Genomic DNA, 24,992 nt, shown 5'->3' on the forward strand with positions numbered 1-24,992 from the left:
CTGCCGGGGTTTGCGGTATGGAGAAAAGTAAACTGTCGACCTCATGCGCTTACTCCTGGTCGAGGATGAGCCCAAGCTGGCTTCCTTCATTCAGAAAGGCTTTCAGCACGAAGGCTACGAAATGGACGTGGCCTTCGACGGCCGCACGGGCCACTCCCTGTTCCGGCAGACGGCCTACGACCTCATCATCCTCGACGTAAACCTGCCCTTCATCAACGGCTTCGAGCTGTGCCGCCGCATCCGCGAGGACAACCCGCGCGTGCCCGTGCTGCTGCTCACCGCCCTCGACTCGCTCGACGACAAGGTGGCCGGCTTCGAGGCCGGCACCGACGATTACCTGGTGAAGCCCTTTAAGTTTCAGGAGCTGCTGCTACGCACCCGGGCCCTCATTAAGCGCGCCTCCGACAGCACTTCCGTCAAGCGCCTGCTGCGCCTGGCCGACCTGGAGCTGAACCTAGAAGCCAAGACCGTCACGCGCGGCGGCCGGCGCATCGACCTCACGGCCAAAGAATACGCTCTGCTCGAATACCTGCTGCTGAACCGCGGCAAAGTCATTTCCCGCGTCGACATCTCCGAGCGCGTCTGGGAGCTGGGCTTCGACACCAGCACCAACGTCATCGACGTGTACATCAGCCACCTGCGCAAAAAGCTCGACAAGGGCTTCGAGCCCAAGCTGATTCACACCGTGGTGGGCATGGGCTACGTGATGCGGGAGGAGTGATTCAATTAAAAATTATCAATTAAGAATTAAAAATTGACACCATCCGCCATTCAATTACACTACAGACACTACCCAAAACGGCGGTTTCAGCGCCACACGGGTGGTTTCACTGGATGAACGTGCGGTCAATTTTTAATTGCCCCCACCGTGCTCGTTCGCCACAAGCTGATTCTGCGCTTCATGCTGCTGGTGGTGGCTATTCAGCTCTGCCTGACGGCTTTCGTGTACTACTACAGCGCCCGGGCGCGCAACGAGCGGTTTTACCACCGCCTCGATACCCGCGCCCGGCAGACGGCCAGCCTGCTGATTCACCGCCTCAACCTCGACCCGCAGGTGCTGCGCCAGTTCCGCAAGCAGGACCTGCTGACCATGCACAACGGGCGCATCAGCATCTACGACGCGCGCGGCCGGCAGCTGTTTCACATTCAGCAGGATAGCCTGCCGGTGCCCATCCGCGACCGGGAGCATCTCGGGGAAATTACGCGGGAGCGGCAGGCGCGCTTCCGGGTGGGGCTGATCGAGACGCTGGGGATGATGACGCGCCACCGCGGACAGACGTACTACGTGTTCATGGCCGGCCGCGACTACTACGGCGGGCGCGAGTTCGAGACGCTGCGGCTCATTCTCATCGTGGGCAACCTGGGGGCGCTGGTGCTTATTGCGCTGGCCGGCTGGCTGTTTGCGGTGCAGTCGCTCAGGCCACTGGCGCGCATGGTCACGGAGGTGGAGGGCATCGAGGCCACGCGGCTGAGCCGGCGGGTGGCCGAGGGCAACGGCCGCGACGAAATTGCCCAGCTGGCCATTACGTTCAACCGCGTGCTGGGCCGGCTGGAGCAGTCGTTTGAGAGCCAGAAGAACTTTCTGGCCCACGCCTCGCACGAGCTGCGCACCCCGCTTGCCAACCTGCTGGTCACCCTCGAAACCTGCGCCGCCTACGACGCCACTCTGCCCGAGGCCCGGCGCAGCGTGCACTCGGCCATCGAGGAAACGCAGAGCATCATCGAGCTGACCAACGGCCTGCTGGCCCTGGCCAAGGCCGAAGATTCGTCGTTCAGCCGCACGCAGGTGGCCCTGGATGAGTGCGTGGTGCAGGCCATTGCGGCGTGCTCGGCCAAGTACCCCGGCCGTAATATTCGCCTGGAAGTGGGCAGCTGGCCCGAGGCCGCCGAAGACTTGTTTGCGGTGCGCGGCAACGCCCAGCTGCTCACCACCGCCGTGCTCAACCTGCTCGACAACGCCTGCAAGTACTCCGTCGCCGACGTGCAGGTGACGCTGGGCTACGCCTCGCCCGAGCAACTGCACCTGACCGTGGCCGACCGAGGCATCGGCATGGCGGCGCCCGACGTGCTGCGGGTGCGCGAGCCGCTCTACCGCGCCGACAACGGCCGCGCCACGCCCGGCTACGGCCTCGGCCTGGCCATTACCGACGCCATCGTGCGCCTGCACGGCGGCCAGCTCCGCATCGAGTCGGCGCTGGACCAGGGCACCAGCATCACGCTGGAGCTGCCGGCGGCGGTGTGAGTGAATGAGTGAATGAGTGATTTTCGTTCTGATCATCACTCATTCACTCTATCACTCATTCACTCCGCCACGCGCCCGTTCAGACTCTTTTAATGTCGGCTTCAGACGGTTTTAATGTCAGCGGGGGACTTTTGGGTATAACCAAGAGCTTGAGGCTGTGCGCTTTTCCTTTCCGCGTTTTTCCGGGGTGAGCTGGCTGCTGGCCGGGGTGCTGCTGCTGTCCCTGGCCCTGAACGCCTACTACCTCCTGCCCGGGCGGCCCCAGGGCCGGGCCTTGACGTGGCAGCTCGACGACAACGATTTCTTCGCCGAGGAAGACGAGGACGACGATGACGACCAGCCCCTGGGGCCCTCCCGGGCCGCCCTGGCCGACGAGCTGCGCCGGGCCCGTCTGCAGCTCGACCGCTGCCGGGCCACTCACACGGCCAGCCGGCCACCGGCCCCGGCGCGGCGCACGCCAGCCCACCCGCACGGCTAGCCTCGGCGGCTTCCCTCACCCAAACTGCTTCTGACCATGTCGATAAACCTGCTGTATCCCTTGATGTTGGTGGCTACCCCGCTGGCCTTCACCCTGCTGGAAGAGCCGGCGCCGCCGGTAGCGCGCAAGATTGCGGCCTACGACTTCGCCCAGCCGGCGGCCTCCTACCCCATGCCCGCCGAGCTGCGGGAAATTTCGGGCATTGCGCTGGCTGGTCCGGGCCAGGTGGCCTGCGTGGAGGACGAGGACGGCGAGCTGTATTTCTACAACACCAGCACCAAGCGCGTGGAGCGCAAAGAGTCCTTTGCCGGCGCCGGCGACTACGAGGACGTGGCCCGCGTGGGCGACGCCTGGCTGGTACTGCGCAGCGACGGGACCATCTTCCGCTACCGCGGCAAGGAAACCACCGAGCACAAAACCGGCCTGAGCTTCGCCAACGAGCCCGAGGGCCTGACCTACGACGCGGCCAGCAATACCCTGCTGGTGGCCTGCAAGGGCGAAGCCGGCGCGGGCCTCGGCAGTGGACAGCGCGCCATCTACCGCCTGAACCCAACCACCTTGCGCATCGAGCCGCAGCCAGCCTACGTGCTGGACGTGAACCAGATATGGCCGGCCGCGGAGGGCAAGAAGGAGGGCAAATTCTCGCCCTCCGCCGTGGCCGTGCACCCGCGCACCCGGCACGTGTTCGTGTTGTCGGCGCGGCAGAACGGGCTGGTGGAGCTGGATGCAGCCGGCCGGCTGGTAGCGGCGCAGGCCCTGCCCACCGCGCTGTTTCCGCAGCCCGAAGGCCTGGCCTTCGCCGCCAACGGCGACCTGTACGTGTCGACGGAGGCGGGCAAGAAATCGGGCGAGGCGCGGGTGTACCTCTTTCGCGCCCGCTAAGGCCGCTGCCGCGCTACGGCCCCGCTGAACACTGCTTTTTTGCCGGCTCCGGCCGGCGTTTTCTCACTTACCACACCTTCATTGACCATGAACAGCCCGAAGTATCTGCTGCTGTTGCCCGCCGCCCTGCTGCTGGCCTGCAACAAGGACAACGACGTGAAGCCCAACCAGGTACCGGAAGCCGTGCGCAGCAGCCTGGCCGCCCGCTTCCCCAGCACCACCGATTTGGAGTGGAAGAAAGTCGGGAGCGACTACGAGGCCGACTTTGAGGTCAACACCGTCGACCACGATGCGCTGTTTACGGCCGCCGGCGAGCTGGTGAAATACAAGCTCGACATCCCCACCACCGAGCTGCCCGAAGCCGTGCGCACGGCCATCAGCCAGCAGTACAGCGGCCTGACCATCGACGACGCCGAGCGGCTGCACATCAGCGGCAGCGAAGCCGTGCTCTACCAAGTGGAGCTGGACCGCCCCGGCAACGACCCGGACCACCACCTGGTTTTCGCGGCCGACGGCCAGCAGCCCGCCCAGCCTGCCTACTGGGACTAACTCTCTCAACAGCCCGCCGGCTCCGGTACCCTTGGTGGCGCCGGAGCCGGCTTTTTTGTAGCCGCTTCCACCACACCAAGCCATGCCTGCTTTGACCCGCTGGCCCCGCCTACTCACCAAAACAGCTATTACCGCCTGCCTGCTCACGGGCGGCCTCCACGTTCCGGCGCTGGCCCAAGCCGACTCCACCCAGCACCGCCCCCTTTTCGCCCGCCTGCCGCTCGACACCCTGCTGCGCCGCGGCCACGGCCTGTACCGCACCGTGCGCGTGCAGGCCGATTCGCTGCGGCGGCAGCCGGCGGTGCGCCACCTTGCCCTGCCCGCTTTGCTGCTGGGCACCGGCGTGGTGCTGCGCGGCGAAGTGGAGCTATTCGACATGGAAGCCGAGCCGGACTACCTGGTGCGCAGCGGCGCCCGGCGCCACCTTTCCTGGGTGCGCACCCACCTCGACGACCACCTGCGCTACGTGCCCGGCTATACCGCGCTGGGACTGGGCCTGGTGGGCGTGCGGGGCCGGCATTCCTTGCCCAATCAGGCCATTATGTACGGGCTGATTTACTACCTCAACGACGGGCTGACCAGCAACCTCAAGCGCCTGACCCGGGTGCAGCGGCCCAACGGCCAGAGCTTCAATTCCTTTCCCAGCAGCCATACCAGCACGGCCTTTGCGGCGGCGCACTTCATGCACAAGGAGTACGGGCACCGCAGCATCTGGTACAGCGTGGGCGCCTACTCGGTGGCCGTGGCTACCGGCGGTCTGCGCATCGCCAAGGACAACCACTGGTCGTCCGACGTGGTGGCCGGCGCGGGTGTGGGCATCCTCTCCACCGAGCTGGTGTACTGGGCCTACCCCACCCTGCAGCGCACCGCCACCCGCCTGTGGCAGCACTGGCGCCCGGGCACGGCTAGTCCCACCAGCCGCACTCAGATTATGGTCATGCCGTTCTACGCCCACGGTGCCGTGGGTGCCGCGCTGAGTTTGACGGTGCGGTAGATGCCTGAAAGCACAAAGCCAGTTAAGTCGTAGTGACTTAACCGGCTTCGGCATGTATGCGCTGGCTAATACAACTCAACCGGCCACTTCATCTAGGCGGCCAGCTGACGGGTCCGGCGCTCCACGTCAGCCGCAAATGCCAGCGCCGCCCGGATATGCTCATTCGTCAGCTCCGGAAAATCTTCTACGATTTCCTCGAAGCTCATACCCGAGGCCAACCAGCTCAGTACATCCTGCACCGCAATGCGGGTACCCGTAAAACCAGCCTTGCCGAAGCGGACACCTGCATTTAGGCTGATGAAATTGACGTAGTCCATACCCACAATTTACCGTTTTAGTCGCGCTTGGTCTTGAGCAGCTGCCGCAAGCTTGCCAGCTCGTCGCGGAACTTGGCGGCCTGCAGGAAGTCCAGCTCCTTGGCGGCAGCCTCCATCTGCTTCTCGGTCTGCTTGATGAGCTTTTCCAGGTCGGTTTTGCTCATCATAGCCACCACCGGCTCGGCCGCAATGGCCAGCCCGGCGTCCTCGTCGGGGCCGGCGTAGGCCTGGGGCTGCTCCGGCACGCGGTAGTCCGACAGCGACGTTTGCTCCATGATGGCTTCGCGCGACTTGCGCACGGTGCGCGGCGTAATGCCGTGCTCCTCGTTGTAGGCCATCTGGGTGGCGCGGCGGCGGTTCGTCTCGTCCATGGCGCGCTGCATCGAGCCCGTTATGCGGTCGGCGTACATGATGACCTTGCCCCGGTCGTTACGGGCGGCGCGGCCCATGGTCTGAATCAGGCTGCGCTGGTCGCGCAGGAAGCCTTCCTTGTCGGCGTCGAGAATGGCTACCAGGGATACTTCCGGCAAGTCCAGGCCTTCGCGCAGCAGGTTCACGCCCACCAGCACGTCGATTTCGCCCAGGCGCAGCTGCCGCAGGATTTCCACCCGGTCCAGGGTTTTCACGTCCGAGTGCACGTAGCTGACCTTGATGTTGAGGCGCTCCATGTACTTGGTCAGTTCCTCGGCCATGCGCTTGGTCAGCGTCGTCACCAGCACCCGGTCGCCCTGCTTCACGCGCTCGTCCACCTCGTCGAGCAAATCGTCAATCTGGTTGACGCTCGGGCGAATTTCGATTTCGGGGTCGAGCAGGCCCGTCGGGCGGATAATCTGCTCCACCACCACGCCGCCGGCGCGCTCCAGCTCGTAGTCGGCCGGCGTGGCCGACACGTACACGGCCTGCCGGAACATACTCTCGAACTCGTTGAAGGTCAGCGGGCGGTTGTCCATGGCCGAGGGCAGGCGGAAGCCGTACTCCACCAGCGCGGTTTTGCGGCTCCGGTCGCCGCCCCACATGGCGCGGATCTGCGGCATGGTGGCGTGGCTCTCGTCCACCACCAGCAGGTAGTCGTCGGGGAAGTAGTCGAGCAGGCAGAACGGCCGGGCGCCGGGGGCGCGGCGGTCGAAATAGCGCGAGTAGTTCTCGATGCCCGAGCAGTAGCCCAGCTCCCGAATCATTTCCAGGTCGAACTCGGTGCGCTCCACGATGCGCTTGGCTTCGGCGTCGCGCCCCTCCTTCTCGAAGTAGGCGTGCTGCTGCACCATGTCGTACTGAATTTCCTTGATGGCCTGCTGCAGCGTGTCCTTGCCGGTCACGAACAGGTTGGCCGGGAACAAGGCCACGTCGCGCTCCTCGCCCAGCTTCTTGCCGCTTTCCGGGTCGATGCGGTGAATGGCCTCGATTTCGTCGCCGAAGAAGTAGAGCCGGTAAGCGTAGTCGAGGTAGGCCGGGTAGATGTCCACCGTGTCGCCCTTGACGCGGAAGGTGCCGCGGGTAAACTCCTGCTCGGTGCGCGAGTACAGAATCTGCACGAACTGGTAGAGCAGGGCGTTGCGCGAGAATTTCAGCCCGGGCTTGAGCAGAATCATGTTCTTGCCAAACTCCTCGGGGTTGCCGATGCCGTAGATGCACGACACCGAGGCCACCACAATCACGTCGCGCCGCCCGCTGAGCAGGGACGAGGTGGCGTGCAGCCGCAGCTTCTCGATTTCCTGGTTGATGGCCAGGTCCTTCTCGATGAACACGTCCGTCGAGGCAATGTAGGCCTCGGGCTGGTAGTAGTCGTAGTAGCTGATGTAGTACTCGACGGCGTTGTTGGGGAAGAACTGCTTGAACTCGCCGTAGAGCTGGGCCGCCAGCGTCTTGTTGTGGGCCAGAATCAGCGCCGGCTTGCCCGATTGGGCAATGACGTTGGCCATGGTAAACGTCTTGCCGGTGCCGGTGGCCCCGAGCAGCACCTGGGCCGGCTCGCCGTTCTCAATGCCCGCCAGCAGCTGGGCAATGGCTTTGGGCTGGTCGCCGGTGGGCTTGAATTCAGAGGTCAGTTGATACTCCATGCAGGGTGATTCGGAGAGCGGGAAAGATAACCCTTCTTAACTACCGCCGGGCAGCCGAGGTTTCCGCCCAACAAAGAAAAACCCCACGACTGGAAACCAGCCGCGGGGTCGGACCCAAGGTGAGTGAATGGGTGTATTTTCTGGTCGGTAATCCGACGCTTAGGCTCAGGGGGCCAGTTCGGCCTTGCCGCCGCCAAACTCCACGCTGGCCGACAGGCCGACGGCGTAGGGGCGGGTGCGCTGGCTCCAGGTTTCGCCGGGGTTGGCGTTGAGCGTGGTCAGGCCGGCTTCGGCCTCGGGGCCCACGTTCAGCTGCCACTGCCCGCCGGCGGGCGAGAAGCGTACCCCCGCGCTGCCCCGGGCCGAGGCCAGCACGCTGCGGTACGAAGCGTCGCCGGTGGTGGTCATGGTGCCCACGGCGGTGCGGTTGCGCAGCAGCACGTTCACGGCGGCACCCACGGCGGCGTACACGCCCCAGCCCTGCTTGCGGCCTTCGTAGCGCACCTGCACGGGCACGCCCACGGTGGTCAGGTGGTAGCGGCCGGTCTGCGGGCGGGCGTCGGCCAGGCTGTTGCTGAACTCCTTGGTCGCTTCGCGGTCGGTATCACCCGAGATGGAAGTCAGCTCGGCGCCGGTCAGCAGGGTCCAGTGCTTGCGGCCCAGCGGCACGGCGGCCCCGAACTGCACGCGCTGGGCCAGGCCCGGCTGCAGCTTGGTTTGCTCGGGCGCCGTCACGCCGCGGGCGGAGAGAAACGAGTTGGTAGCAGGAATGCCGCGCAGGGCCACGCCGCTGCCGGTGCTGCTGCTCATGTTCGGCACGAAACGCTCGGCCGAGTAGCCCCCGCGCCAGCGCCAGCGGCTGATGGAGGCTTTTTTCTGCTCTTCTTTCTCTTCGTCGGAAGACGCCGGGGCCAGCAGCGCGGACACGTTCAGCAGGGCAACCTTGGGCAGGTCGGTCCGGGCGTCGCGGCGCAGGCGGCTGGTGAGGGGCTGCAGGGCCTCGGCCGCGAAGGGCGCGGCGGTGCCCGACTCCACGGCGGCCCGCTCGGCGGCGGTGCCGGCGAGGCTGGCCAAACCAGCAGCGCCGTCGGGAGCCCCGGCGCGCAGGCGGCTGCCCGGCGCGAGGTTGCCGGAAGCGGCCGTGGTGGCGGTGGTGCTCGACTGGCTGCCGAAGGTTTGCTTGATGGCGGCCAGGGCACGGCTGGTCAGGCTGGCGCTGGGCTGGTCGGTACCAGCCGCGGAGGAAGCGCCAAACGAGTCGCGCAGCTGGTGGAGCACGGCATCCACGCCGGAAGTCGACGGCCGTGGGCTGGTGGCCGAAGCAGCGGCGACGGTTTCAGTACCAGCGCGCCGGGCGGCGGCTGCGGAGCCGGCGGCACCGTTGCCGGTAGCGTTACGGCTGGCCGTGCGGTCGGCTTCGGTCAGCGGGGTTTGGGCCGCGGCGGCGCCCAGGCGGGCAGCGGCCGAGCGGGCTGCCGCGCTGCTGTCGACGGCGGCAATTTCAGCCCCGGCGGAAGGGCCGCTCACGTGCTGCGCCAGCCAGCCGCCCGCGCCCAGCGTGGCCACGGCGCAGGCCGCGGCGGCCAGGCGGCGGTAGCCCACCAGGCGGCGGCGGTAGCCCTGGTTTTCGCGCAGCAGCAACTCGTGGTCGAGCCGGTCCCACACGTCGGCGCGGGGCGTCAGCTCGGCCTCGGCAAACTTCTGGCGGAACAGCTCCTCCAGATTCGCCTTTGGCTGTTGGTCGTTATTATTGGAAACGGGTGTCATTGCAACGTTGGTCGAGTCTTTCCAGCTTGGCTTTCAGAATTGCGCGGGCCCGGGAGTACTGCGACTTGCTGGTACCCTCCGAAATGCCCAGCATCTCGCCAATTTCTTTGTGGCCGTAGCCTTCGATGGCAAACAGGTTGAACACCATGCGGTAGCGCGGGGCCAAATCCTGCACCATCTTGAGTAATTCTTCGAAGTTGTAGTTCGACAGGATCAGCTCCTCGTCGGCCACGGCTTCGGGGTATTCGTTTTCCGTCACGGCCAGCATGGGGGCGTTGCGGCGGTGCTGGCGCAGGGCGGCGTTGATCATGATGCGCCGGATCCAGAACTCCAGCGGGCATTCGCGGCGGAAGTGGCGCAGGTTGCTAAACACCGTCACGAAGCCCTCCTGCATCACGTCTTCGGCCTCGAAGGTGGTCTGGGAGTAGCGCGAGCAGACGGCCAGCATGCGGCCGGCGTAGCGGACGTACAGCTCTTTCTGGGCCACGCGGCTGCCGTCGAGGCAGGCGTCAATCAGCTCTGCTTCGCTCCAGCGCCCGGCGGGCGTGAGCGGGCGGGTAGCGGCGGGCCGGGCCACTTCGGTGGTTTCGGCGGACGAGGTAGACAGCCCTCCTACCAGTCGGCCGAGGCTGCTGCTGCCGAAGGCGGCGAGGGCACTCATACCTGGGCCCGGCGGGTGCGGCCGGGGGCGCCATTACCCACCGACGAGCGGCGGAAGCTGGGAGATGGTAGCGAATTTCTCATGGGCTAACGGACCACGACGTAACAAAACAAAACGGGCCAACAGGCGGCGGTATGGGTAGGAGCACGGGCCCTGCAGATTGGTTGCAACCGGGAATATTTTTTTGCGCTGTCCGGCTGGTTTCGGGCCCGGGCAGCCCGATTTCGGGGCCGGGCTACCTGGGCTAAGCTACGGCGTATTCCGGCTTCGGCCAACCCGGCGGCCCAATTTCATGTACCTACCGCTATCCAGCCTGGCCGCCGCCCGGCCGGCCTCCACACCAACCCAAACTCCTACCCATGAAAACCCTGGTTCTGTTCTACTCCACGTATGGCCACGTCTGGAAAATGGCCGAGGCCGTAGCCGAGGGCGCCCGCGAAGTCAGCGGCAACGAAGTCAGCGTGAAGCGCGTGCCCGAAACCCTGTCCAAGGAGCTGCTCGACCAGATTGGGGCCACCGAGGCCCAGAAGGCCTTTGCCCACGTGCCCGTAGCCACCGTCGAGGAGCTGGCCGATTACGACGCCATCATCCTGGGCGTGCCCACGCGCTACGGCAGCCTGTGCGGGCAGATTCAGGCTTTTCTCGACGCTACCGGCCCGCTGTGGGCCAAAGGGGCGCTGGTGGGCAAAGTTGGCGGGGCTTTCGTGAGCACGGCCACCCAGCACGGCGGGCAAGAAACCACCATTCAAACCGCCCACACGGCCCTGCTGCACCACGGCCTGGTCATCGTGGGGCTGCCCTACGCCTGGCAGGGCCAGATGCGCATCGACGAAATAACCGGCGGCTCGCCCTACGGGGCCAGCACCATTGCCGGCGGCAAAGGCGAGCGGCAGCCCAGCGCAAATGAGCTGGAAGGCGCCCGGTTCCAGGGCAAGCACACGGCCGAAATTGCCAGCAAGCTGGCGAAGTAGGCGGTGAAATAGTGAGATGGTGAACTGGTGAGTTGTCATTTCTGAGGCACCCGGCGCACCATCTGAGTTAAACGCAAACGGCCCCGGCAACACCAGTTGCCGGGGCCGTTTGCGCGTTCAGGAGCCGCCAAAACATCAACTCACCATTTCACCATCTCACCATGTCACCACTCACAGCAAGTTATAAGCCTTGAGCAGCTGGTTGAACGCGTCCCGGTACGTGTCGCCGATGGGGAGCAGGCGGCCGGCCAGCTGCACCTTGCCGCGCTCCACGTGCTCGATGCGGTTCAGGGCCACGATGTAGGACTTGTGGATACGGGCGAAGCGGCCGGGCGGCAGCACCTCCTCCACCCTGCGGAACGACTGTAGCGTGAGGATGCGGCCGTTTTCGGCGGTGTAAATCATCAGGTACTCCTTCATGCCCTCGATGTAGAGGATGTCGTCGAAGGCCACGCGCTGCAGGCGGTGCTCGTTCTTGACGAACATAGCCTCCGGGGCCGCCGCGGCTGCGGGCGCCGGCGGGGCGGAAGCGGCCACCGCCGCAGCCCCGGGCGCGGCGGCACGCAGCTTGCCGACGGCCTGCAGAAACCGCTCGAAGGCAATGGGCTTGAGCAGGTAATCGGCGGCGCTCAGCTCGTAGCTCTGCACGGCGTACTGGGCGTAGGCGGTGGTGAAAACCACCCGCGGCGCCGGCTGCGGCAGCAGCTGCACAAACTGCAGGCCGGTGATGCGCGGCATGTGAATGTCGAGAAACACCACGTCGACGGGGTGGTCCTGCACGAAGGCCAGGCCCTGCAGAGCGTCGTGAAACTGCCCGCACAGCTCCAGCTGCGGCACCTGGGCGCAGTAGCTGGCCAGCACGTCGAGGGCCAGGGGTTCGTCGTCGATGAGCACGCAGCGGAGCTTGCGGCCGGGCGGGGTCGGTTCCATCACAGGGCAAGATACCAGCCGAGGCGGCTACTGCGCCGGGGTGGCGGGCAGCAGCGTAAGGGCGGCCCGGTAGCGCACGGGCGTCGCGTCGATGTCGAGGCGGTGGCGGCCGGGGTAGAGCAGCTGCAGGCGACGGCGCAGGTTGGTGAGGCCCACGCCACCGGGCTGCTCCAGCGCGGGGCCGGCCGCCGGGTCGGCCACGGCGTTGTCGATGACGAAGTGCAGGCTGCCGTCGGCGGGCTGGCTGAGCCGGATGCTGACGACGGGGCGGGCCGTCAGGTCGCCGTGCTTGAAGGCGTTTTCGACCAGGGGCAGCAGCAGCATGGGCGCAATGGCCGGGGCCGCTTCCGCCTCCAGCGCACTGGTATCGAACACGATGGGCGCCGGGCCGGTGGCGGGCAGGCGCAGGCGCTGCAGCTCCAGGAAGCTGTGCAGGTGCTGCAGCTCCTGGGGCAAGGGCACGGTGTCGGCGGCCGAGTCGTGGAGCATGTAGCGCATCAGCTCGGCCAGGCGCAGGATGGCTTCGGGGGCGCGGTCGGATTTCTGGCTGGCCAGGGAGTAGATGTTGTTCAGGGTGTTGAAGAGGAAGTGCGGGTTGACCTGCATCTTGAGCAGGGCCAGCTCGGTGAGCAGCTGCTGGCGCTCCAGCTCCCGGCGCCGCCGCTGCCCGCGCAGGTAGTCGCCGGTGACTTTCAGGGCCGAGCTGAGAAACACCATCATCAGCCCGGTAATGGAGTAGGGCACAATGCGCTGCACCATGGTGCGCGGCCGGATGCCCGGAGCATCGGGGAAAAAGCTCATGGATATGCCCACGCGCAGGCTCACAAACAACGTCAGCAGCAATACCACCCCAAGCGCATACAGGGCTACCCGTCCGCGGGCCAGCAGCCGCGGAATCAGCTCCCGCCAGTTCAGATAGAACACACCCGCGTAGAGCAGATCGTACAGCAACCCGCGCCCGAGCGTGCGCAGGACGGCCTGGTACTGTCCGGCCGCGCCGGGCTTGTCGTGCGTGAGCTGCTGCCAGATTTCCAGCCCGTCGGAAAGCAGCAGCAGTGCCCACAGCACCAGGTGCGCCCACAGCGGCACGCGGCGGGAAGTGCTCGGCTCGGCCGGCGCGAAGCGGAACCAGGGGGCCGGGGTGGTCAGGGGTGGCGAAGCAGAAGCGGACATGAGCGCGGACAAGCAATACGACGGCGCAAGGTACCCGGCCGCAGCACGAGGCCGGCGGGTATTTCAACCAACGGCCCCGGCGCGCTACCCAACGGGCAGTTTCGGCTCCTCAATCGGCGTAGCGGGCCGCGTTGGCCGCGCGCCAGGCCGGTTGGCGGCCGTGCCGGGGCCGTTGGGGCCGAAATCCGCGGCATTGGTGGAATAGTCCGACGGGGCTTGGGCAGCGGCTCTAGGTTTGCCAGCACCGAACGCCTTCTGACCTATGAAAACACCCTCCCTACTCGTCGAAACCCACGACCTGACCTTCGGCTTCGGGCCGCGGCGAGTGCTGCAGCAGCTCGGGCTGCAGGTGCCCGCCGGCAGCATCTACGGCTTCCTGGGGCCGAACGGGGCCGGCAAAAGCACCACCCTGCGCCTGCTGCTGGGCCTGCTGCCCGCCCCCGCCGGCTCGGTGCGCCTGTTCGGCCACGACCTCAGCCGCCACCGCCTCGGCCTGCTGGCGCGCGTCGGGGCGCTGATTGAAATGCCCTCCCTGTATGAGCACCTCAGCGGCCGCGACAACCTGGAAGCCACCCGCCGCCTGCGCGGGCTGCCCGCCGCCCGCACCGCCGCCGTGCTGGCCACCGTGGGCCTCGCGGCCGATGCCCACCGGCCCGTGCGCGAGTATTCCCTGGGCATGCGGCAGCGCCTGGGCCTGGCTCTGGCCCTGCTGCCCGACCCCGAGCTGCTCATCCTCGACGAGCCCACCAACGGCCTCGACCCGCAGGGCATGGCCGACATGCGGGAGCTGCTGCTGGCCCTGCAGCAGGAGCACGGCAAGACCATCCTGCTGTCGAGCCACCTGATTGGGGAAATCGAGCGGGTGGCCACCCACGTGGGCGTGGTGCAGCAGGGCCGGCTGGCCTTTCAGGGCGGCGTGGCGGAGCTGCAGCGCCAGCAGCGCGGCCGGGCCCGAATAGTCATCGATACCGAGGATGCGGCCCGCTGCCAGCTGCTGCTGCCGGCCGAGTTTGGGGCGGCCGCGCTGCTGGGGCCGGGCCGGCTGGGGCTGCCTTACCAGTCGGACGAGCAGCTGGCTTACCTGGCCCAGCAGCTGGTGCTGGCCGGGCAGCCGCTCTACGGCCTGCACTGCCAGCAGCCCAGCCTCGAACAAAGCTTTCTGCAACTCACCGAAACCGCCCCAGCCCGATGAACGCCACCATTTCCGCCCCCGCCTTTCCCACCCAGCTGCGCCGCAGTCTGGCCGCCGACGCGCTCAAGCTCAAGCACACGCCCGCCCTCTGGCTCACGCTCAGCAGCGGCGCGCTGCCGGTGCTGCTGATGGGCCTGACCTTCTTCTTCAAGGGCCAGTACCTGCTCAAGCCCGGCCAGAACCCCTGGCCGGCCTACCTGATCCAAAGCTGGCAGACGGCCACCGGGCTGCTGTTTCCGCTGTTCGTAGTGCTGCTCAGCAGCCTGGTGCTGCACACCGAAAACCGCGCCCTGGGCTGGAAGCATCTGTACGCCCAGCCGCTGAGCCGCGGGGCCGTGTTCGGCAGCAAGCTGCTGGTGCTGCTGGCGCTGAACCTGCTGGCCCTGCTGGTGTATGCCGCGCTGCTGCTGGGCTCGGGTTGGCTGCTGGGCCTGCTGCGGCCCGAGTTGCGCTTTGCCGATTTTGCGGCGCCGCTGGCCGTGCTGCCGCCCCTGCTGCTGCACACCTACGTGGCCACGCTCGGCATCGTGGCCCTGCAGTACGTGGCGTCGCTGTGGTGGCGCAACTTCGTGGCGCCGGTGGCCGCGGGCATGGGCTGCACCATTGCGGCCCTCACCCTGATGCGCTGGGAGTACATCGACTGGGTGCCCTACGCGGCCCCGCTGCGCACCCTGCGGGCCATCGAGCCCAAGGCCGGCGCCCTGCACGTAGCCTGGACGCTGCCCCCGGCCACCCTGCTGGCCCTGGGCTGGTGCGGAGTGGTGCTGCTCATCGGCTACGTGCTGCTGGGCTGGCGCCACGAGGGGGCCCGGCGCTAGGGCTTCTTGCCAGGGCACCACAATTTTGTCTGGGCCAAATGCAACCCCGCCGCCCCCCGGACCGACCCTTGTCGCACATACAAAACCTGGACTACTCCGTGCTACGCGTTGCTACCACATAAATAGGTGATTGGCAGAGGCCGATTTCCGCCGGTCCTTTGCCCTATCATTCGCGGCTCCACCCACCCGCTCTTGTTTGCTTACCCGCGCTCCGGCGCTTTCTCCCTGCTTACAGCCAACGGCGCTGCCTCGCCGGAACCCCAGCGGCCCTGATGCGGCCGACTGCCCGCGTGCCGTTGGTTTTCCGCCGTCCTCCCCTCCTCCCGATATGAAACAATCGTTACTTCTGCTGCTGGCTTCTTCCGGCGTACTGGCCACCAGTGGCGCCCTGGCCCAATCGGCGCCGGGCGCCAAGCCGGTAGCCCCGACGGGCGCCCCCACCGGGGCCCCGGGCGCTCCGGCCACCAAAACCGCCGTGCTGCCCGCCGCCCCGCGCGGCAGCGGCCGCATCAGCGGCACCGTGCTCGACGCGGCCAGCAAGCAGCCCGTCGAATTTGCCACCGTGGCCCTGCTGCCGGCCGAAGGCGAACAGCCCCTCGACGGCACCGTGGCCGACGACAAAGGCCGCTTCACCCTGAAAGGCCTCGCGCCCGGCTCCTACCGCCTCTCCATCAGCTTTATCGGGTACGGCGCCTCGGTGCAGCCCGTCACGCTGGCCGAGGGCAAGATGAGCCTCGACCTGGGCACCGTGAGCCTGACTTCGCAGACCAAGCAGCTGGAAGGCGTGACGGTGACCGGGGAGCGGCCCGTGGTGGAAAGCAAGCCCGACCGCCTCGTGTACAACGCCGCCCAGGACGCCACCAACCGGGGCGGCACCGCCGCCGACGTGCTGCGCAAGGCCCCGATGGTGTCGGTGGACCCGGACGGCAACCTGCAGCTGCGCGGCTCGGGCAACGTGCGCGTGCTCATCAACGGCAAGCCCTCGGCCGTGGTGGCCGGCGACATTGCCGAGGCCCTTAAGCAGCTGCCGGCCGACCAGATCAAGAACGTGGAGGTCATTACCTCGCCCTCGGCCAAGTACGACGCCGAAGGCTCGGCGGGCATCATCAACATCGTGCTGAAGGAGAATAACCTGCAGGGCGTCAACGGCAACGTGGGCCTGGCCGCGGGTACGCGCAACTCCAACGGCAACCTGGCCCTGAACGCCCGCAAGGGCAAGTTCGGGCTGTCGTCGGCCGTCAACAGCTGGGTGTTCTACTCGCCTGGGGAGCAGCGCGTCGACCGCACCGACCGCGGCGTGGTCAGCGTGGACGGCATTACCACCACGGGCCGGCTGATGCAGCGCAACGAGGGCCGCACCCTTGGGGGCGGCGGCAACGGCCGCATCGGGCTGGAGTTTGAGCCTTCGCCGCTGCACACCTTCAGCCTCTCGCTGAATGCCAACGCCTTCCGCAACCGCAACCGGGCCGACATCTACAACACCTACACCCTCGACCAAGGCCAGGTGGACACGCGCAACCCGCTGTTCGGCAACTACACCCGCGACTTTGAGCAGCAGTTCCGCACCCAGAGCTACGACCTGACGGGCACCTACACCCGCAACTTCGGCCCGAACAGCCGCAAGGAGTGGACGGTACTGGCCCAACACAACCGCAACCGCAACAACCGCGAGTACGAGGTAGACCAATTCAGCCTCAACGACCCCGCGCAGCAGAACGTGGTGTTCCGCGAGTTCAGCCCCAACCTCTCGCGCAACCTGGAAACCACCCTGCAGACCGACTACGTGCAGCCCTTGTCGGAAAAGCAGACCGTGGAGGTGGGCGTGAAGATGATTGACCGGCAGGTGGAAAGCGAGTACAGCGTGCAGCGCGACTCCACCGGGCAGCGCGGCCTGCAGCTCATTCCGCAGCTGACCAACAACTACGACTACACCCAGCGCGTGCTGGCCGGCTACGGCACTTACGCCACCAGCCTGGGCAAGAAGTACAACGTGCGCCTCGGCGCCCGCGTGGAGCGCACCGACATCGAAGGCAACTTTGAAGGCCAGGACCAGCCCTTCAAGCTGGACTTCACCAACGTGCTGCCCAACGTGGCTTTGACGCGCAACCTCAAGCAACCGGGCTCCTCGCTGCGCCTCAGCTACTCCCGACGCATTCAGCGCCCGAGCGTTTTCTACCTGAACCCCTACCGCAACGAAACGGACCCGCGCAACATCTCGCAGGGCAACCCGGAGCTGGACGCCGAGTTCACCGACAACTACGAGCTGAACTGGAACACCTTCGTGAAGACCTCGGTGATTAACGTCTCGCTGTATTCGCGGCAGACCAACAACGCCATCGAGCGGGTGTACCTCACCGACGCGCAGGGCCGGGTGGTGTCGACCTTCGGCAACGTGGCCCGCAACCAGAGCTACGGCCTGAACTTATTCGGTTCGGTGAAGCCCCTGCCCAAGTGGGACGTGAGCGGCAACCTGAGCGTGTTCTACGTGGACCTCTATAGCAAGGCGCTGGAGCAGCAGGGGCAGAAGGCGCGCAACTCGGGCTTGGTGTACTCGGCCAACCTGAACTCGGGCTACAAGTTCGACAAGGGCTGGAGCCTGCAGTTCTTCGGCATGCTGAACTCGCCGCGCATCCAGCTGCAGGGCCGCAACTCGCCCTGGCAGATGTACTCCCTGGGTTTGCGCAAGGAGCTGCTGAAGGGCAAGGCCGACCTGACCATCAACGCCGACAACCCCTTCTCGCGCAACATCCGCCTCTACAACGACTTCGACAACGGCCGCTCCGACTCGCGCAATACCACGCTGGTGTTCAACCGCGGCGTGCGCGCAGCCTTCAGCTACCGCTTCGGCAAGCTGGAGAATAAGCCCAAGCGCCCCAGCCGCTCGATCCGCAACGACGACCAGAAGGGCGGCGAAGGCGGCAACGGCCAGGGCGGCAACTAAGCCCGGCGGACTACCCCAATCGAGCTGGCCGAAGATGGCACAGCTTCCCGGCGCGCCGTAACGCACTGGCTTCTGGAATTTTACAACGGCGGCTGCTCTGATAGGGCAGCCGCCGTTGCGTTGTAGGCCGGGCATTGGCGCGGGCTAGGCAACGCGCGCAAACCGTTCGGCGAGGACGGGCGGCCGTTCGCACAGCGAATCCGGAAAGCGGGCGAAACTCCCGGCGCGCAGGCGGCGCGGCGGCGCACCTTTGTCATGTCGAACGGGCACAGCGCCCCGACTTCTCTCGCAAACAGCCTCATCAGCCATACCATGAAAGCCACCGTCTTCGCCCGCCTCGCCTCCTTCTTCCTGGTCGTTGCCCTGCTGCTGCCCGCGCTCGAAGCCGCGGCCACCGTGCGCCCGGCCAACTTCGGCCGCCGCGGCAAGACCGGCATGCACCGCCCCGTGTACAAGAAGTACCAGCCGGGCTGCCGCTGGATTTTCCAGAAGTAAGCCGTGGCCGCCCCGGAGGCGGCCATTGGTTTTTGGTTCCCGCTCCGAGTCGGTGGCCCGCCAGTTTTTCCGCGCCGCTACAGCCTTCGGGCCGTATTTCCACCACACCTGTTGAAAAGCCCACCGGCCTCGTCGTCGGTGGGCTTTTTTGGTGATTCAGTGATTTAGCGACTTAGTGATTTAGTGAGTTGATGTTGGCTACCGTGCAGATAGAACATCGTTCACTAAGTCGCTAAATCACCACCTCACCACTTCACTGATTCCAGATAGTCCAGGCGGCTTCGGCTTGCAGGCAGAGCATTTCGAAGCCGTTCTGGGTGTGGGCGCCCTGGGCCCGGCCGCGGCGCAGAAACTCGGTTTCGCGGGGGTTGTACACCAGGTCGAACAGGTAGTGCGCGGGCGTGAGCAGCTCGTACGGAATGGGCGCGCAGGCCTCCACCTGCGGGTAGGTGCCCAGGGGCGTGGTGTTAATGATGAGCGTGTGCTCGGCCAGCAGCTCGGGGCTGAGGTCGGCGTAGGTGAGGCCGCGGCTCAGCGGGTCGCGCGAGACGAGCCAGTAGCGGATGTCCAGCTCGCGCAGGGCTACCTCCACGGCCTTGGCCGAGCCGCCGGTGCCCAGAATCAGGGCGCCGGCTGCCGCCCCGCGCAGGGGATAAAAGCGCCGCAGCGAGTCGCGGAAGCCCACGTAGTCGGTGTTGTGGCCGATCAGCCGGCCGTCGGGCCCGAACTGCACGGTGTTGACGGCCCCGACGCGGCCGGCCGAGGGCGCCAGATCGTCGAGGTAGGGAATAATCTGCTCCTTGTAGGGAATGGTCACGTTCAGCCCGCGCAGTTCGGGGCGGGCTGCCAGCAGCCCTTCCAGCTCCCGGATGTCGGCCAGTTCGAAGGCCTCGTAGGTGCAGTCGTCGAGGCCCAGGTGCTCGAACTTGCGCTGAAAGTAGGTGGGCGAAAACGAGTGCGTGAGCGTGCGCCCGATCAGTCCAAATTCCCGGCTCATAGGAGCGTGCTGGTTGGTTTCAGCCTTGAACAAACAAAAAAAACCGCCCCGACCAAAGCTGGTCGGGGCGGGTTCCTACTTTCTGTTGGCGAAGTGCAGTTAGCGGGCCGCCGGGGCGAAGCGCGCCTTGATAAACTCGAACACCACCGGCAGCACCGACACCCCGATGATGATGAGCGTGAACAGCCCAAAGTTTTTCTGAATCCACGGATGCTGGCCCAGCAGGTAGCCGGCCCCGGTCAGCAGCGTCACCCACAGCACGGCCCCGGCCAGGTTGTACGACAGGAAGCGGCCGTAGCTCATGGTGCCCACGCCGGCAATAAACGGGGCGAAGGTGCGGATGATGGGAATGAAGCGGGCAATGATGATGGTTTTGGCCCCGTGCTTCTCGTAGAACTCCTGGGTGCGCAGCAGATGCTCCCGCTTCAGAAATCGGTAGTCGCGCCGGAACACTCTGGGCCCGATATAGTCCCCGATGTGGTAATTCAGCGCGTCGCCGAGCACGGCCGCCACGATGAGCAGCACGATAATCAGGCCCACGTTCAGGGGGCTGTTGGGCAGCGCGGCCAGGGAGCCGGCCGCAAACAGCAGGGAGTCGCCGGGCAGGAAGGGCAGCACCACCACCCCGGTTTCCACGAAGATGATCAGGAAGAGAATAGCGTAGGTCCAGACGCCGTATTCGCCCACCAGATCCACCAGGTGCTTATCGAGGTGAAGAACGAAGTCAATGAGGTGCTTGATGATTTCCATGCGGGCAAAAAGTTAGCCTACAAAGCTAAGGCGTCGGCGGCAAAGACGCGGCGCCCGGGGCCGGGCTTATTCCACCCGCAGGGCCTGCCCGCCCGCCGCCCCGGCCACCGTGAGCCAGTACACGCCCGGGGCCAGGCGCAGCGGCAGTAGCTGGGTGGCCGTTTGCAGCCGCTGCCGCGCCACCACCTGGCCCAGCCCGTTGGTCACCGTCAGCTCCCGCTGCAGCAGGCGCGCATCGGTCACGCGCAGAGTCACGGCGCCCGGGGCCGGGTTGGGGTAGGCCTGCAGGCCCTCGGCCACCGATACCTCGGCGGGGCGGGCCTTGGTCACCACGGCGGCCAGGGCGCGGTTGGCGTTGAGGCGGCCGTAGCCGAAGTACGGGTCCCAGCCGGCCACGTCCTCGGTGGCCGGGCCCACGCGGTCGTCGGCGGTGTTCTGCAGGATGGTTTTCACCTGAGCCGGCGTCAGCTGCGGGTTGCGCCCGAGCATGAGCGAGGCCACGCCCGCCACGTGCGGGGTAGCCTGCGAGGTGCCGCCCCAGTAGGTGGTGAAGATGGTGTTGGAGTTGTGATTCAGCCCGTAGATGTAGTTGCCGGGGGCCGTGAGGGAAATATGGGTGCCGAAGTTGCTGCCGCTGCTGGCGTCCCAGAAGAAGGGCCGGGCGCGGGAGTCGTCGGGGTTGGTGGCGCCCACGGCAATCAGGCCGGTAAGGGCGGCCGGGTAGTAGGGCGTGCTGGTATTGGTGTTCATCATGCAGGCCACCACCACCACGTTGCGGGCCACGGCGTAGTTTACCGCGTCCTGCATGGCCTGGGAGGTGCTGGTGCCGCCCAACGACATGTTGATAACGCGCGCCCCGTTGTTGACGGCGTAGTAGATGCCCGCAATCCACCAGGAATAAAAGCCGTTGTTCTGGCTGTTGAGGCCCTTGCAGGTCATCAGCTTGCAGCGCCAGTTCACCCCGGCGAAGCCCAGGTTGTTGTTGCCCGTGGCGCCGATGATGCCGATGACGTTGGTGCCGTGGCCCTGGTCGTCGGTGGGGTTGGGCGTGTCGTAGGCGAAGTTGTAGCCGTTCACGTCGTCCACGTAGCCGTTGCGGTCATCGTCGAGCTGGTTGCCCGGAATTTCGGCCCGGTTGCGCCAGAGGCGGCCGGCAAACTCGGGGTGGTCCAGCTTGGTGCCGCTGTCGATGACGGCCACCGTGATGGTGGTGTCGCCCTGGGTCTGGGCCCAGGCGTCCTCCATCTTGATATCGGCCCCGGCAGTGGCGCGGCCCAGGTTGAAGGTGCCGTTGTTGTTGAGGCTCCACTGCCGGAAGCCGTACCAGGTGTCGTTGGGCGTCAGGCCCTGCACGCCCCCACCCTGCCCGGCCGCGTCGGCCTCCACGTAGCGGAACAGTGCCGACCGGCGGTAAGCCTCGGCGGTGCGGGCGGCGTCGAGGCCGGCGGGCAGGGTGAGGCAGTACACGGCCGGGCCCTCGGGGCTGCCGGGGTTCAGCGGCTGCACCCGGCGCACGGCATACTGCCGGTTCAGCGCCTCGAAAGCTTGCTGGTCGGCCGCGGTGGGCGTTTCCAGGCGCACGATGAGGCGGCCGGCGTCGGCGGATTGGGCTTGTGCCGCCAGGCTTGGCCCGGCCAGCAGCAACAGAAGGGGTAGCAGTGTCTTCATAGGATTTCCAAGATAAACTATTGACTTATTAAACGAGCAGATAGTCACAAATCAATAACTAACTGCTCCATCGGCCCGACCAATGATGAGGCGGTTTAGCTCTTCCACCGGGTGCTCGGCCGCCCCGATGCCTAGCCGCGCCAGGTAGTCGAGCAGGGGCGCGCCCGCCACGGCCAGCGGCTCGGCGGCAATGGCGTTGAAGAGCAGGTAGCCGCCGGGCCGCAGCCGCTGGCGCAATTGCTGCCAGAAGTCGGGGCGGAACACTTCGGCCGGCAAGGTCAGGTCGATAAACAAATCGACGATGATGAGGTCGAAGCCGGCGGCCGGCAGCGTGGGCAGTAGCGCAAAGGCATCGGCCTCGATGATGCGCAGCTGCGCGTCGGGCCGGATACCGAACTCCTCGGCGGCCAGCCGGATGACGACCGGGTCCAGCTCCACGGCCGTGATACGGCCCGCGTAGCCAAACTCCGCGCGCAGCGTGTGCACCACCGAGCCGCCGCCCAGGCCCAGCAGCAGCACGTGCTGCAGGGGCGCCACCGCGGGCAGCTGCCGCAGCCCGTAGCGCAGCACCCGCTGCAGGGAGCCGTAGGAGTAGTTGGCCGTGCGCCCGTCGAGCACCTTGCGGCCGTTGCTGAGCGTGACTTCCAGCGGCCCGTTGATGGCCGAGGGCACCCGCCGGGTAAGCGGAAACAGGTAGCTGAGCAGGCGCTGCCAGGCCGAAGGGCGGTTCATAAAAGTAAAGGAAGCCGTTTTGACGGCGCACGGTCGTGCCGGGCCAAGCGCAGCAGCTGGAGTAGTTGTTCGTCAGCATTCTGCCCCAGCCGCGCCCCGCACGACCGTTCTTACAGCACGCTGATGGGCACCTTGTGCTCGTCGATGGCCACGAAGGTAAAGGTGCCCGACACGGCGTCGAGGCGCACGTCGGAATACATTTCCTCGATGTGAATGTCCACCGTCACGTCCAGGCTCTTGGTGCCGATGCGCGAAATCCGGCCAATCAGCTCCACGATGGTGCCGGCCGGGATGGGAATGCGGAAATTGATGCGGTCCGACGACACGGTAACCATGCGCTTGCGGCTGAAGCGGGTGGCGGCAATAAAGGCCACCTCGTCCATGAGCTGCATGGCCGTGCCCCCGAACAGGGTGTCGTAGTGGTTGGTGGTGTTGGGAAACACGGCCTTGAACAGGCGCGTCTCGGCGTGGGCAATGCGCTGGGCTAAATCCGACATGGCAGCAAAGGGAAGAAAGGTGAGGCCCCGCCCGCGGCTTCGCTCCCCTCCCGGCCTCCGGCCCCAACGGGCAGCGCCCACCCCGGCCCGGCTAGCGGGCGGGCACGGCAGTTCCCTGAGGGGGTCCGACGGCGGCTTCAGGGCGCGAAAGCGTGCGTCACGTCGTAGTCAGGCAAGTATCTGGCTTGTAGCCCCAGCCGGCGGGGTTACTTACAGTTGCGCGTCAGCCCGTGAATTGCACACGGTTCCTTTTCAATCCGGGTCCGCCGGGGCGGCCCGAAACCTCACTACGGTAATGGTGGATGGCAAAGAACGGCCCGCAAGTTAGCACCAAAAAAGGCCGTCGTGCAGAGGCGCAGCCGAAGCAGCCCGCGTATTTAGCCAGATAGTAACTTTCTCGTTAGACGAAAAGAAAACTAGCTGACGTCAGCACGCGAGATGCTTCGGCTGCGCCTCTGCACGACGTTCTGATGGTTCCTACTTGCTGCCCGCGGCCGTGCCGCCGCCCCCGGCGGCCACGCGCCAGATTGTGTTGGCCGCGTCGTCGGTGACGAGCAGGGCGCCGTCGGGGGCCACGAAGGTGCCCACGGGGCGGCCGTGGGCCTTGTCGCCGCCGGCCAGGAAGCCGCTCAGGAAGTCCTCGGGCGGGCCGCTGGGCTTGCCGCCTTTGAAGGGCACAAATACCACCCGGTAGCCCGAAAACTGGGAGCGGTTCCAGGAGCCGTGCTGGCCGATGAAGGCGCCGCCCTGGTACTTGGCCGGAAAGGCCTTGGCGTCGTAGAAAGCCAGCCCGAGCGAGGCGGTGTGGGAGCCCAGCGGCACCTCGGGCACCAGAGTTTTCTGCACCAGGTCGGGTCGTTCACCCTTGCGGCGCGGGTCCTCGTTCTGGCCGAAGTAGGCGTAGGGCCAGCCGTAGAAGCCGCCCGGCTGCACGCTGGTCAGGTAGTCGGGCACCAGCTCGTCGCCCAGCTCGTCGCGCTCGTTCACGGCCGTCCAGAGCTGCTTGGTCTGGGGGTTCCAGTCCATGCCCACGGGGTTGCGCAGGCCGGCGGCGTAAATTTTCTCGCCCGAACCGTCGGGGTTGATTTCCAGAATATTGGCCCGGCGGATTTCATTCTCGGCCCCGTGCTCCTGCACGTTGGAGCCCGAACCCACCGACACGTAAATCTTGGAGCCGTCGGCGGCGGCCAGCAGGTTGCGGGTCCAGTGGTTGTTGTAGCCGCCCTTGGGCAGGGTCAGGATTTTCTGGCCCTGGCCGCTGAGCTTGGTCTGCCCCGGCTGGTACGGAAAGCGCAGCACGCCGTCGGTGTTGGCCACGTAGAAGTTGTTGCCAATGAGCAGCATGCCGAAGGGCTGGCTCAGCCCGTTGGCGGCGGTCAGAAACGTTTCCCGCACTTCGGGGCGCCCATCCTTGTCGGCGTCGCGCAGCAGGGTAATGCGGTTGGCACTTTCGTCGCGCAGGGAGCGGGACTTATCCAGGTTCAGCGCGCCGGCAATTTTCTTCTTGGTGGTGGTGCCGATGGTGCTGGCCTCAGCCACCAGCACGTCGCCGTTGGGCAGGATGTAGAGCCAGCGCGGCCCTTCAAAGCCGTCGGCGTACTTGGTCACGGTGAAGCCGGCCGGGGCCGTGGGCGTCTTGTCGGCGGGCCAGTCGATGATGTCCACGCGCTTGGTCACCGATTTGGTGGCGTTGGGCGGGGGCAAATCCACGGGCAGTGTACCGCCGGTGGCAGCCGCGGCGGTGGCGGTGGTATCGGCCGAAGCGGCGGCGTCGGGGGTCTGGGTTCCGGTTTTAGCGTCTTGGTTGCAGGCAGTCAGCAGCAGCCAGGCCGCGGCCGATGCGTAGAGCGGCAGTTGTTTCATGGAGCAGAGGCAGAGGTG

23 protein-coding genes and 1 riboswitch are annotated in these 24,992 nt (G+C 66.3%); of the genes, 11 read left to right on the plus strand and 12 right to left on the minus strand.

Features of this window, described 5'->3' with window-relative positions; all coding sequences use genetic code 11:
• The first annotated feature begins 43 nt into the window (after positions 1–43).
• The 6 genes from EJV47_RS00820 to EJV47_RS00845 all read left to right on the plus strand — a co-directional run bounded on the left by EJV47_RS00820 (position 44) and on the right by EJV47_RS00845 (position 5,145).
• Positions 44–721 carry a response regulator gene (locus tag EJV47_RS00820; protein WP_126691239.1) on the plus strand — a complete coding sequence of 226 codons (678 nt, stop codon included), beginning with the start codon at positions 44–46 and terminating at the stop codon, positions 719–721.
• Positions 722–868: 147 nt separating this feature from the next.
• The gene (locus tag EJV47_RS00825; RefSeq protein WP_126691240.1) at positions 869–2,242 is read left to right on the plus strand and encodes a sensor histidine kinase; all 1,374 of its coding nucleotides are present in this window, start codon (positions 869–871) and stop codon (positions 2,240–2,242) included.
• Positions 2,243–2,399: 157 nt separating this feature from the next.
• A complete protein-coding gene (locus EJV47_RS00830; RefSeq protein WP_126691241.1) occupies positions 2,400–2,720 on the plus strand; it encodes a hypothetical protein in 321 nt (106 codons plus the stop codon).
• A 36-nt stretch (positions 2,721–2,756) separates the two neighbouring features.
• Entirely contained in the window at positions 2,757–3,602 is an 846-nt protein-coding gene (locus tag EJV47_RS00835) for an SdiA-regulated domain-containing protein (protein WP_126691242.1), read from the plus strand.
• Between the two features lie 87 nt (positions 3,603–3,689).
• The gene (locus EJV47_RS00840; protein WP_126691243.1) at positions 3,690–4,151 is read left to right on the plus strand and encodes a PepSY-like domain-containing protein; all 462 of its coding nucleotides are present in this window, start codon (positions 3,690–3,692) and stop codon (positions 4,149–4,151) included.
• 82 nt (positions 4,152–4,233) lie between these two features.
• On the plus strand, positions 4,234–5,145 hold the full coding sequence (locus EJV47_RS00845; protein WP_126691244.1) for a phosphatase PAP2 family protein: 912 nt from the start codon (positions 4,234–4,236) through the stop codon (positions 5,143–5,145).
• A gap of 92 nt (positions 5,146–5,237) precedes the next feature.
• On the opposite strand, the gene EJV47_RS00850 is transcribed toward EJV47_RS00845, so the two are convergent.
• The 4 genes from EJV47_RS00850 to EJV47_RS00865 all read right to left on the minus strand — a co-directional run bounded on the left by EJV47_RS00850 (position 5,238) and on the right by EJV47_RS00865 (position 9,947).
• On the minus strand, positions 5,238–5,462 hold the full coding sequence (locus tag EJV47_RS00850) for a DUF433 domain-containing protein (protein ID WP_126691245.1): 225 nt from the start codon (positions 5,460–5,462) through the stop codon (positions 5,238–5,240).
• Positions 5,463–5,479: 17 nt separating this feature from the next.
• Positions 5,480–7,519 (minus strand): excinuclease ABC subunit UvrB, encoded by a 2,040-nt coding sequence (gene uvrB, locus EJV47_RS00855; protein WP_126691246.1) that lies wholly within the window; start codon positions 7,517–7,519, stop codon positions 5,480–5,482.
• A gap of 165 nt (positions 7,520–7,684) precedes the next feature.
• Positions 7,685–9,286: an outer membrane beta-barrel protein gene (locus EJV47_RS00860; protein WP_126691247.1), complete on the minus strand. Its 1,602-nt coding sequence runs from the start codon at positions 9,284–9,286 to the stop codon at positions 7,685–7,687.
• Positions 9,267–9,947, minus strand: a complete 681-nt coding sequence (locus EJV47_RS00865) for an RNA polymerase sigma factor (protein ID WP_126691248.1) — start codon at positions 9,945–9,947, stop codon at positions 9,267–9,269. The genes EJV47_RS00860 and EJV47_RS00865 overlap by 20 nt, the downstream gene beginning before the upstream one ends.
• Positions 9,948–10,306: 359 nt before the next feature.
• Here EJV47_RS00865 and wrbA point away from each other — a divergent pair, with 359 nt between their 5' ends.
• On the plus strand, positions 10,307–10,918 hold the full coding sequence (wrbA, locus tag EJV47_RS00870) for an NAD(P)H:quinone oxidoreductase (RefSeq protein ID WP_126691249.1): 612 nt from the start codon (positions 10,307–10,309) through the stop codon (positions 10,916–10,918).
• Between the two features lie 171 nt (positions 10,919–11,089).
• On the opposite strand, the gene EJV47_RS00875 is transcribed toward wrbA, so the two are convergent.
• Both EJV47_RS00875 and EJV47_RS00880 read right to left on the minus strand, forming a co-directional pair.
• The gene (locus EJV47_RS00875; protein WP_126691250.1) at positions 11,090–11,848 is read right to left on the minus strand and encodes a LytR/AlgR family response regulator transcription factor; all 759 of its coding nucleotides are present in this window, start codon (positions 11,846–11,848) and stop codon (positions 11,090–11,092) included.
• A gap of 27 nt (positions 11,849–11,875) precedes the next feature.
• Positions 11,876–13,021 (minus strand): sensor histidine kinase, encoded by a 1,146-nt coding sequence (locus EJV47_RS00880; protein WP_126691251.1) that lies wholly within the window; start codon positions 13,019–13,021, stop codon positions 11,876–11,878.
• 262 nt (positions 13,022–13,283) lie between these two features.
• On the opposite strand from EJV47_RS00880, the gene EJV47_RS00885 reads away from it, so the two are divergent.
• From EJV47_RS00885 to EJV47_RS00900, 4 genes are all read left to right on the plus strand, one after another.
• The gene (locus EJV47_RS00885) at positions 13,284–14,213 is read left to right on the plus strand and encodes an ABC transporter ATP-binding protein (protein WP_126691252.1); all 930 of its coding nucleotides are present in this window, start codon (positions 13,284–13,286) and stop codon (positions 14,211–14,213) included.
• Positions 14,210–15,031 carry an ABC transporter permease gene (locus EJV47_RS00890; RefSeq protein WP_126691253.1) on the plus strand — a complete coding sequence of 274 codons (822 nt, stop codon included), beginning with the start codon at positions 14,210–14,212 and terminating at the stop codon, positions 15,029–15,031. Before EJV47_RS00885 ends, EJV47_RS00890 begins: the two co-directional genes overlap by 4 nt.
• Positions 15,032–15,359: 328 nt before the next feature.
• On the plus strand, positions 15,360–17,972 hold the full coding sequence (locus tag EJV47_RS00895; RefSeq protein ID WP_126691254.1) for a TonB-dependent receptor domain-containing protein: 2,613 nt from the start codon (positions 15,360–15,362) through the stop codon (positions 17,970–17,972).
• A gap of 312 nt (positions 17,973–18,284) precedes the next feature.
• The gene (locus EJV47_RS00900; RefSeq protein ID WP_126691255.1) at positions 18,285–18,467 is read left to right on the plus strand and encodes a hypothetical protein; all 183 of its coding nucleotides are present in this window, start codon (positions 18,285–18,287) and stop codon (positions 18,465–18,467) included.
• A 253-nt stretch (positions 18,468–18,720) separates the two neighbouring features.
• On the opposite strand, the gene EJV47_RS00905 is transcribed toward EJV47_RS00900, so the two are convergent.
• The 6 genes from EJV47_RS00905 to EJV47_RS00930 form a co-directional block, all read right to left on the minus strand.
• A complete protein-coding gene (locus tag EJV47_RS00905; protein ID WP_126691256.1) occupies positions 18,721–19,464 on the minus strand; it encodes a shikimate dehydrogenase family protein in 744 nt (247 codons plus the stop codon).
• Positions 19,465–19,563: 99 nt separating this feature from the next.
• A complete protein-coding gene (locus tag EJV47_RS00910; protein ID WP_126691257.1) occupies positions 19,564–20,214 on the minus strand; it encodes a DedA family protein in 651 nt (216 codons plus the stop codon).
• A gap of 66 nt (positions 20,215–20,280) precedes the next feature.
• Positions 20,281–21,882, minus strand: a complete 1,602-nt coding sequence (locus tag EJV47_RS00915) for a S8 family serine peptidase (RefSeq protein ID WP_126691258.1) — start codon at positions 21,880–21,882, stop codon at positions 20,281–20,283.
• Positions 21,883–21,933: 51 nt separating this feature from the next.
• Positions 21,934–22,614, minus strand: coding sequence for a spermidine synthase (locus tag EJV47_RS00920; RefSeq protein WP_126691259.1), 681 nt, complete (start codon positions 22,612–22,614; stop codon positions 21,934–21,936).
• Positions 22,615–22,724: 110 nt separating this feature from the next.
• Positions 22,725–23,111 (minus strand): acyl-CoA thioesterase, encoded by a 387-nt coding sequence (locus tag EJV47_RS00925; protein ID WP_126691260.1) that lies wholly within the window; start codon positions 23,109–23,111, stop codon positions 22,725–22,727.
• A 154-nt stretch (positions 23,112–23,265) separates the two neighbouring features.
• A riboswitch (cobalamin riboswitch) is annotated at positions 23,266–23,413 on the minus strand.
• A 175-nt stretch (positions 23,414–23,588) separates the two neighbouring features.
• Positions 23,589–24,974, minus strand: coding sequence for a PQQ-dependent sugar dehydrogenase (locus EJV47_RS00930; RefSeq protein WP_126691261.1), 1,386 nt, complete (start codon positions 24,972–24,974; stop codon positions 23,589–23,591).
• Positions 24,975–24,992: the final 18 nt, after the last annotated feature.

Origin of the sequence: Hymenobacter gummosus, from assembly GCF_003970915.1 — a bacterium.
GTDB lineage: Bacteria > Bacteroidota > Bacteroidia > Cytophagales > Hymenobacteraceae > Solirubrum > Solirubrum gummosum.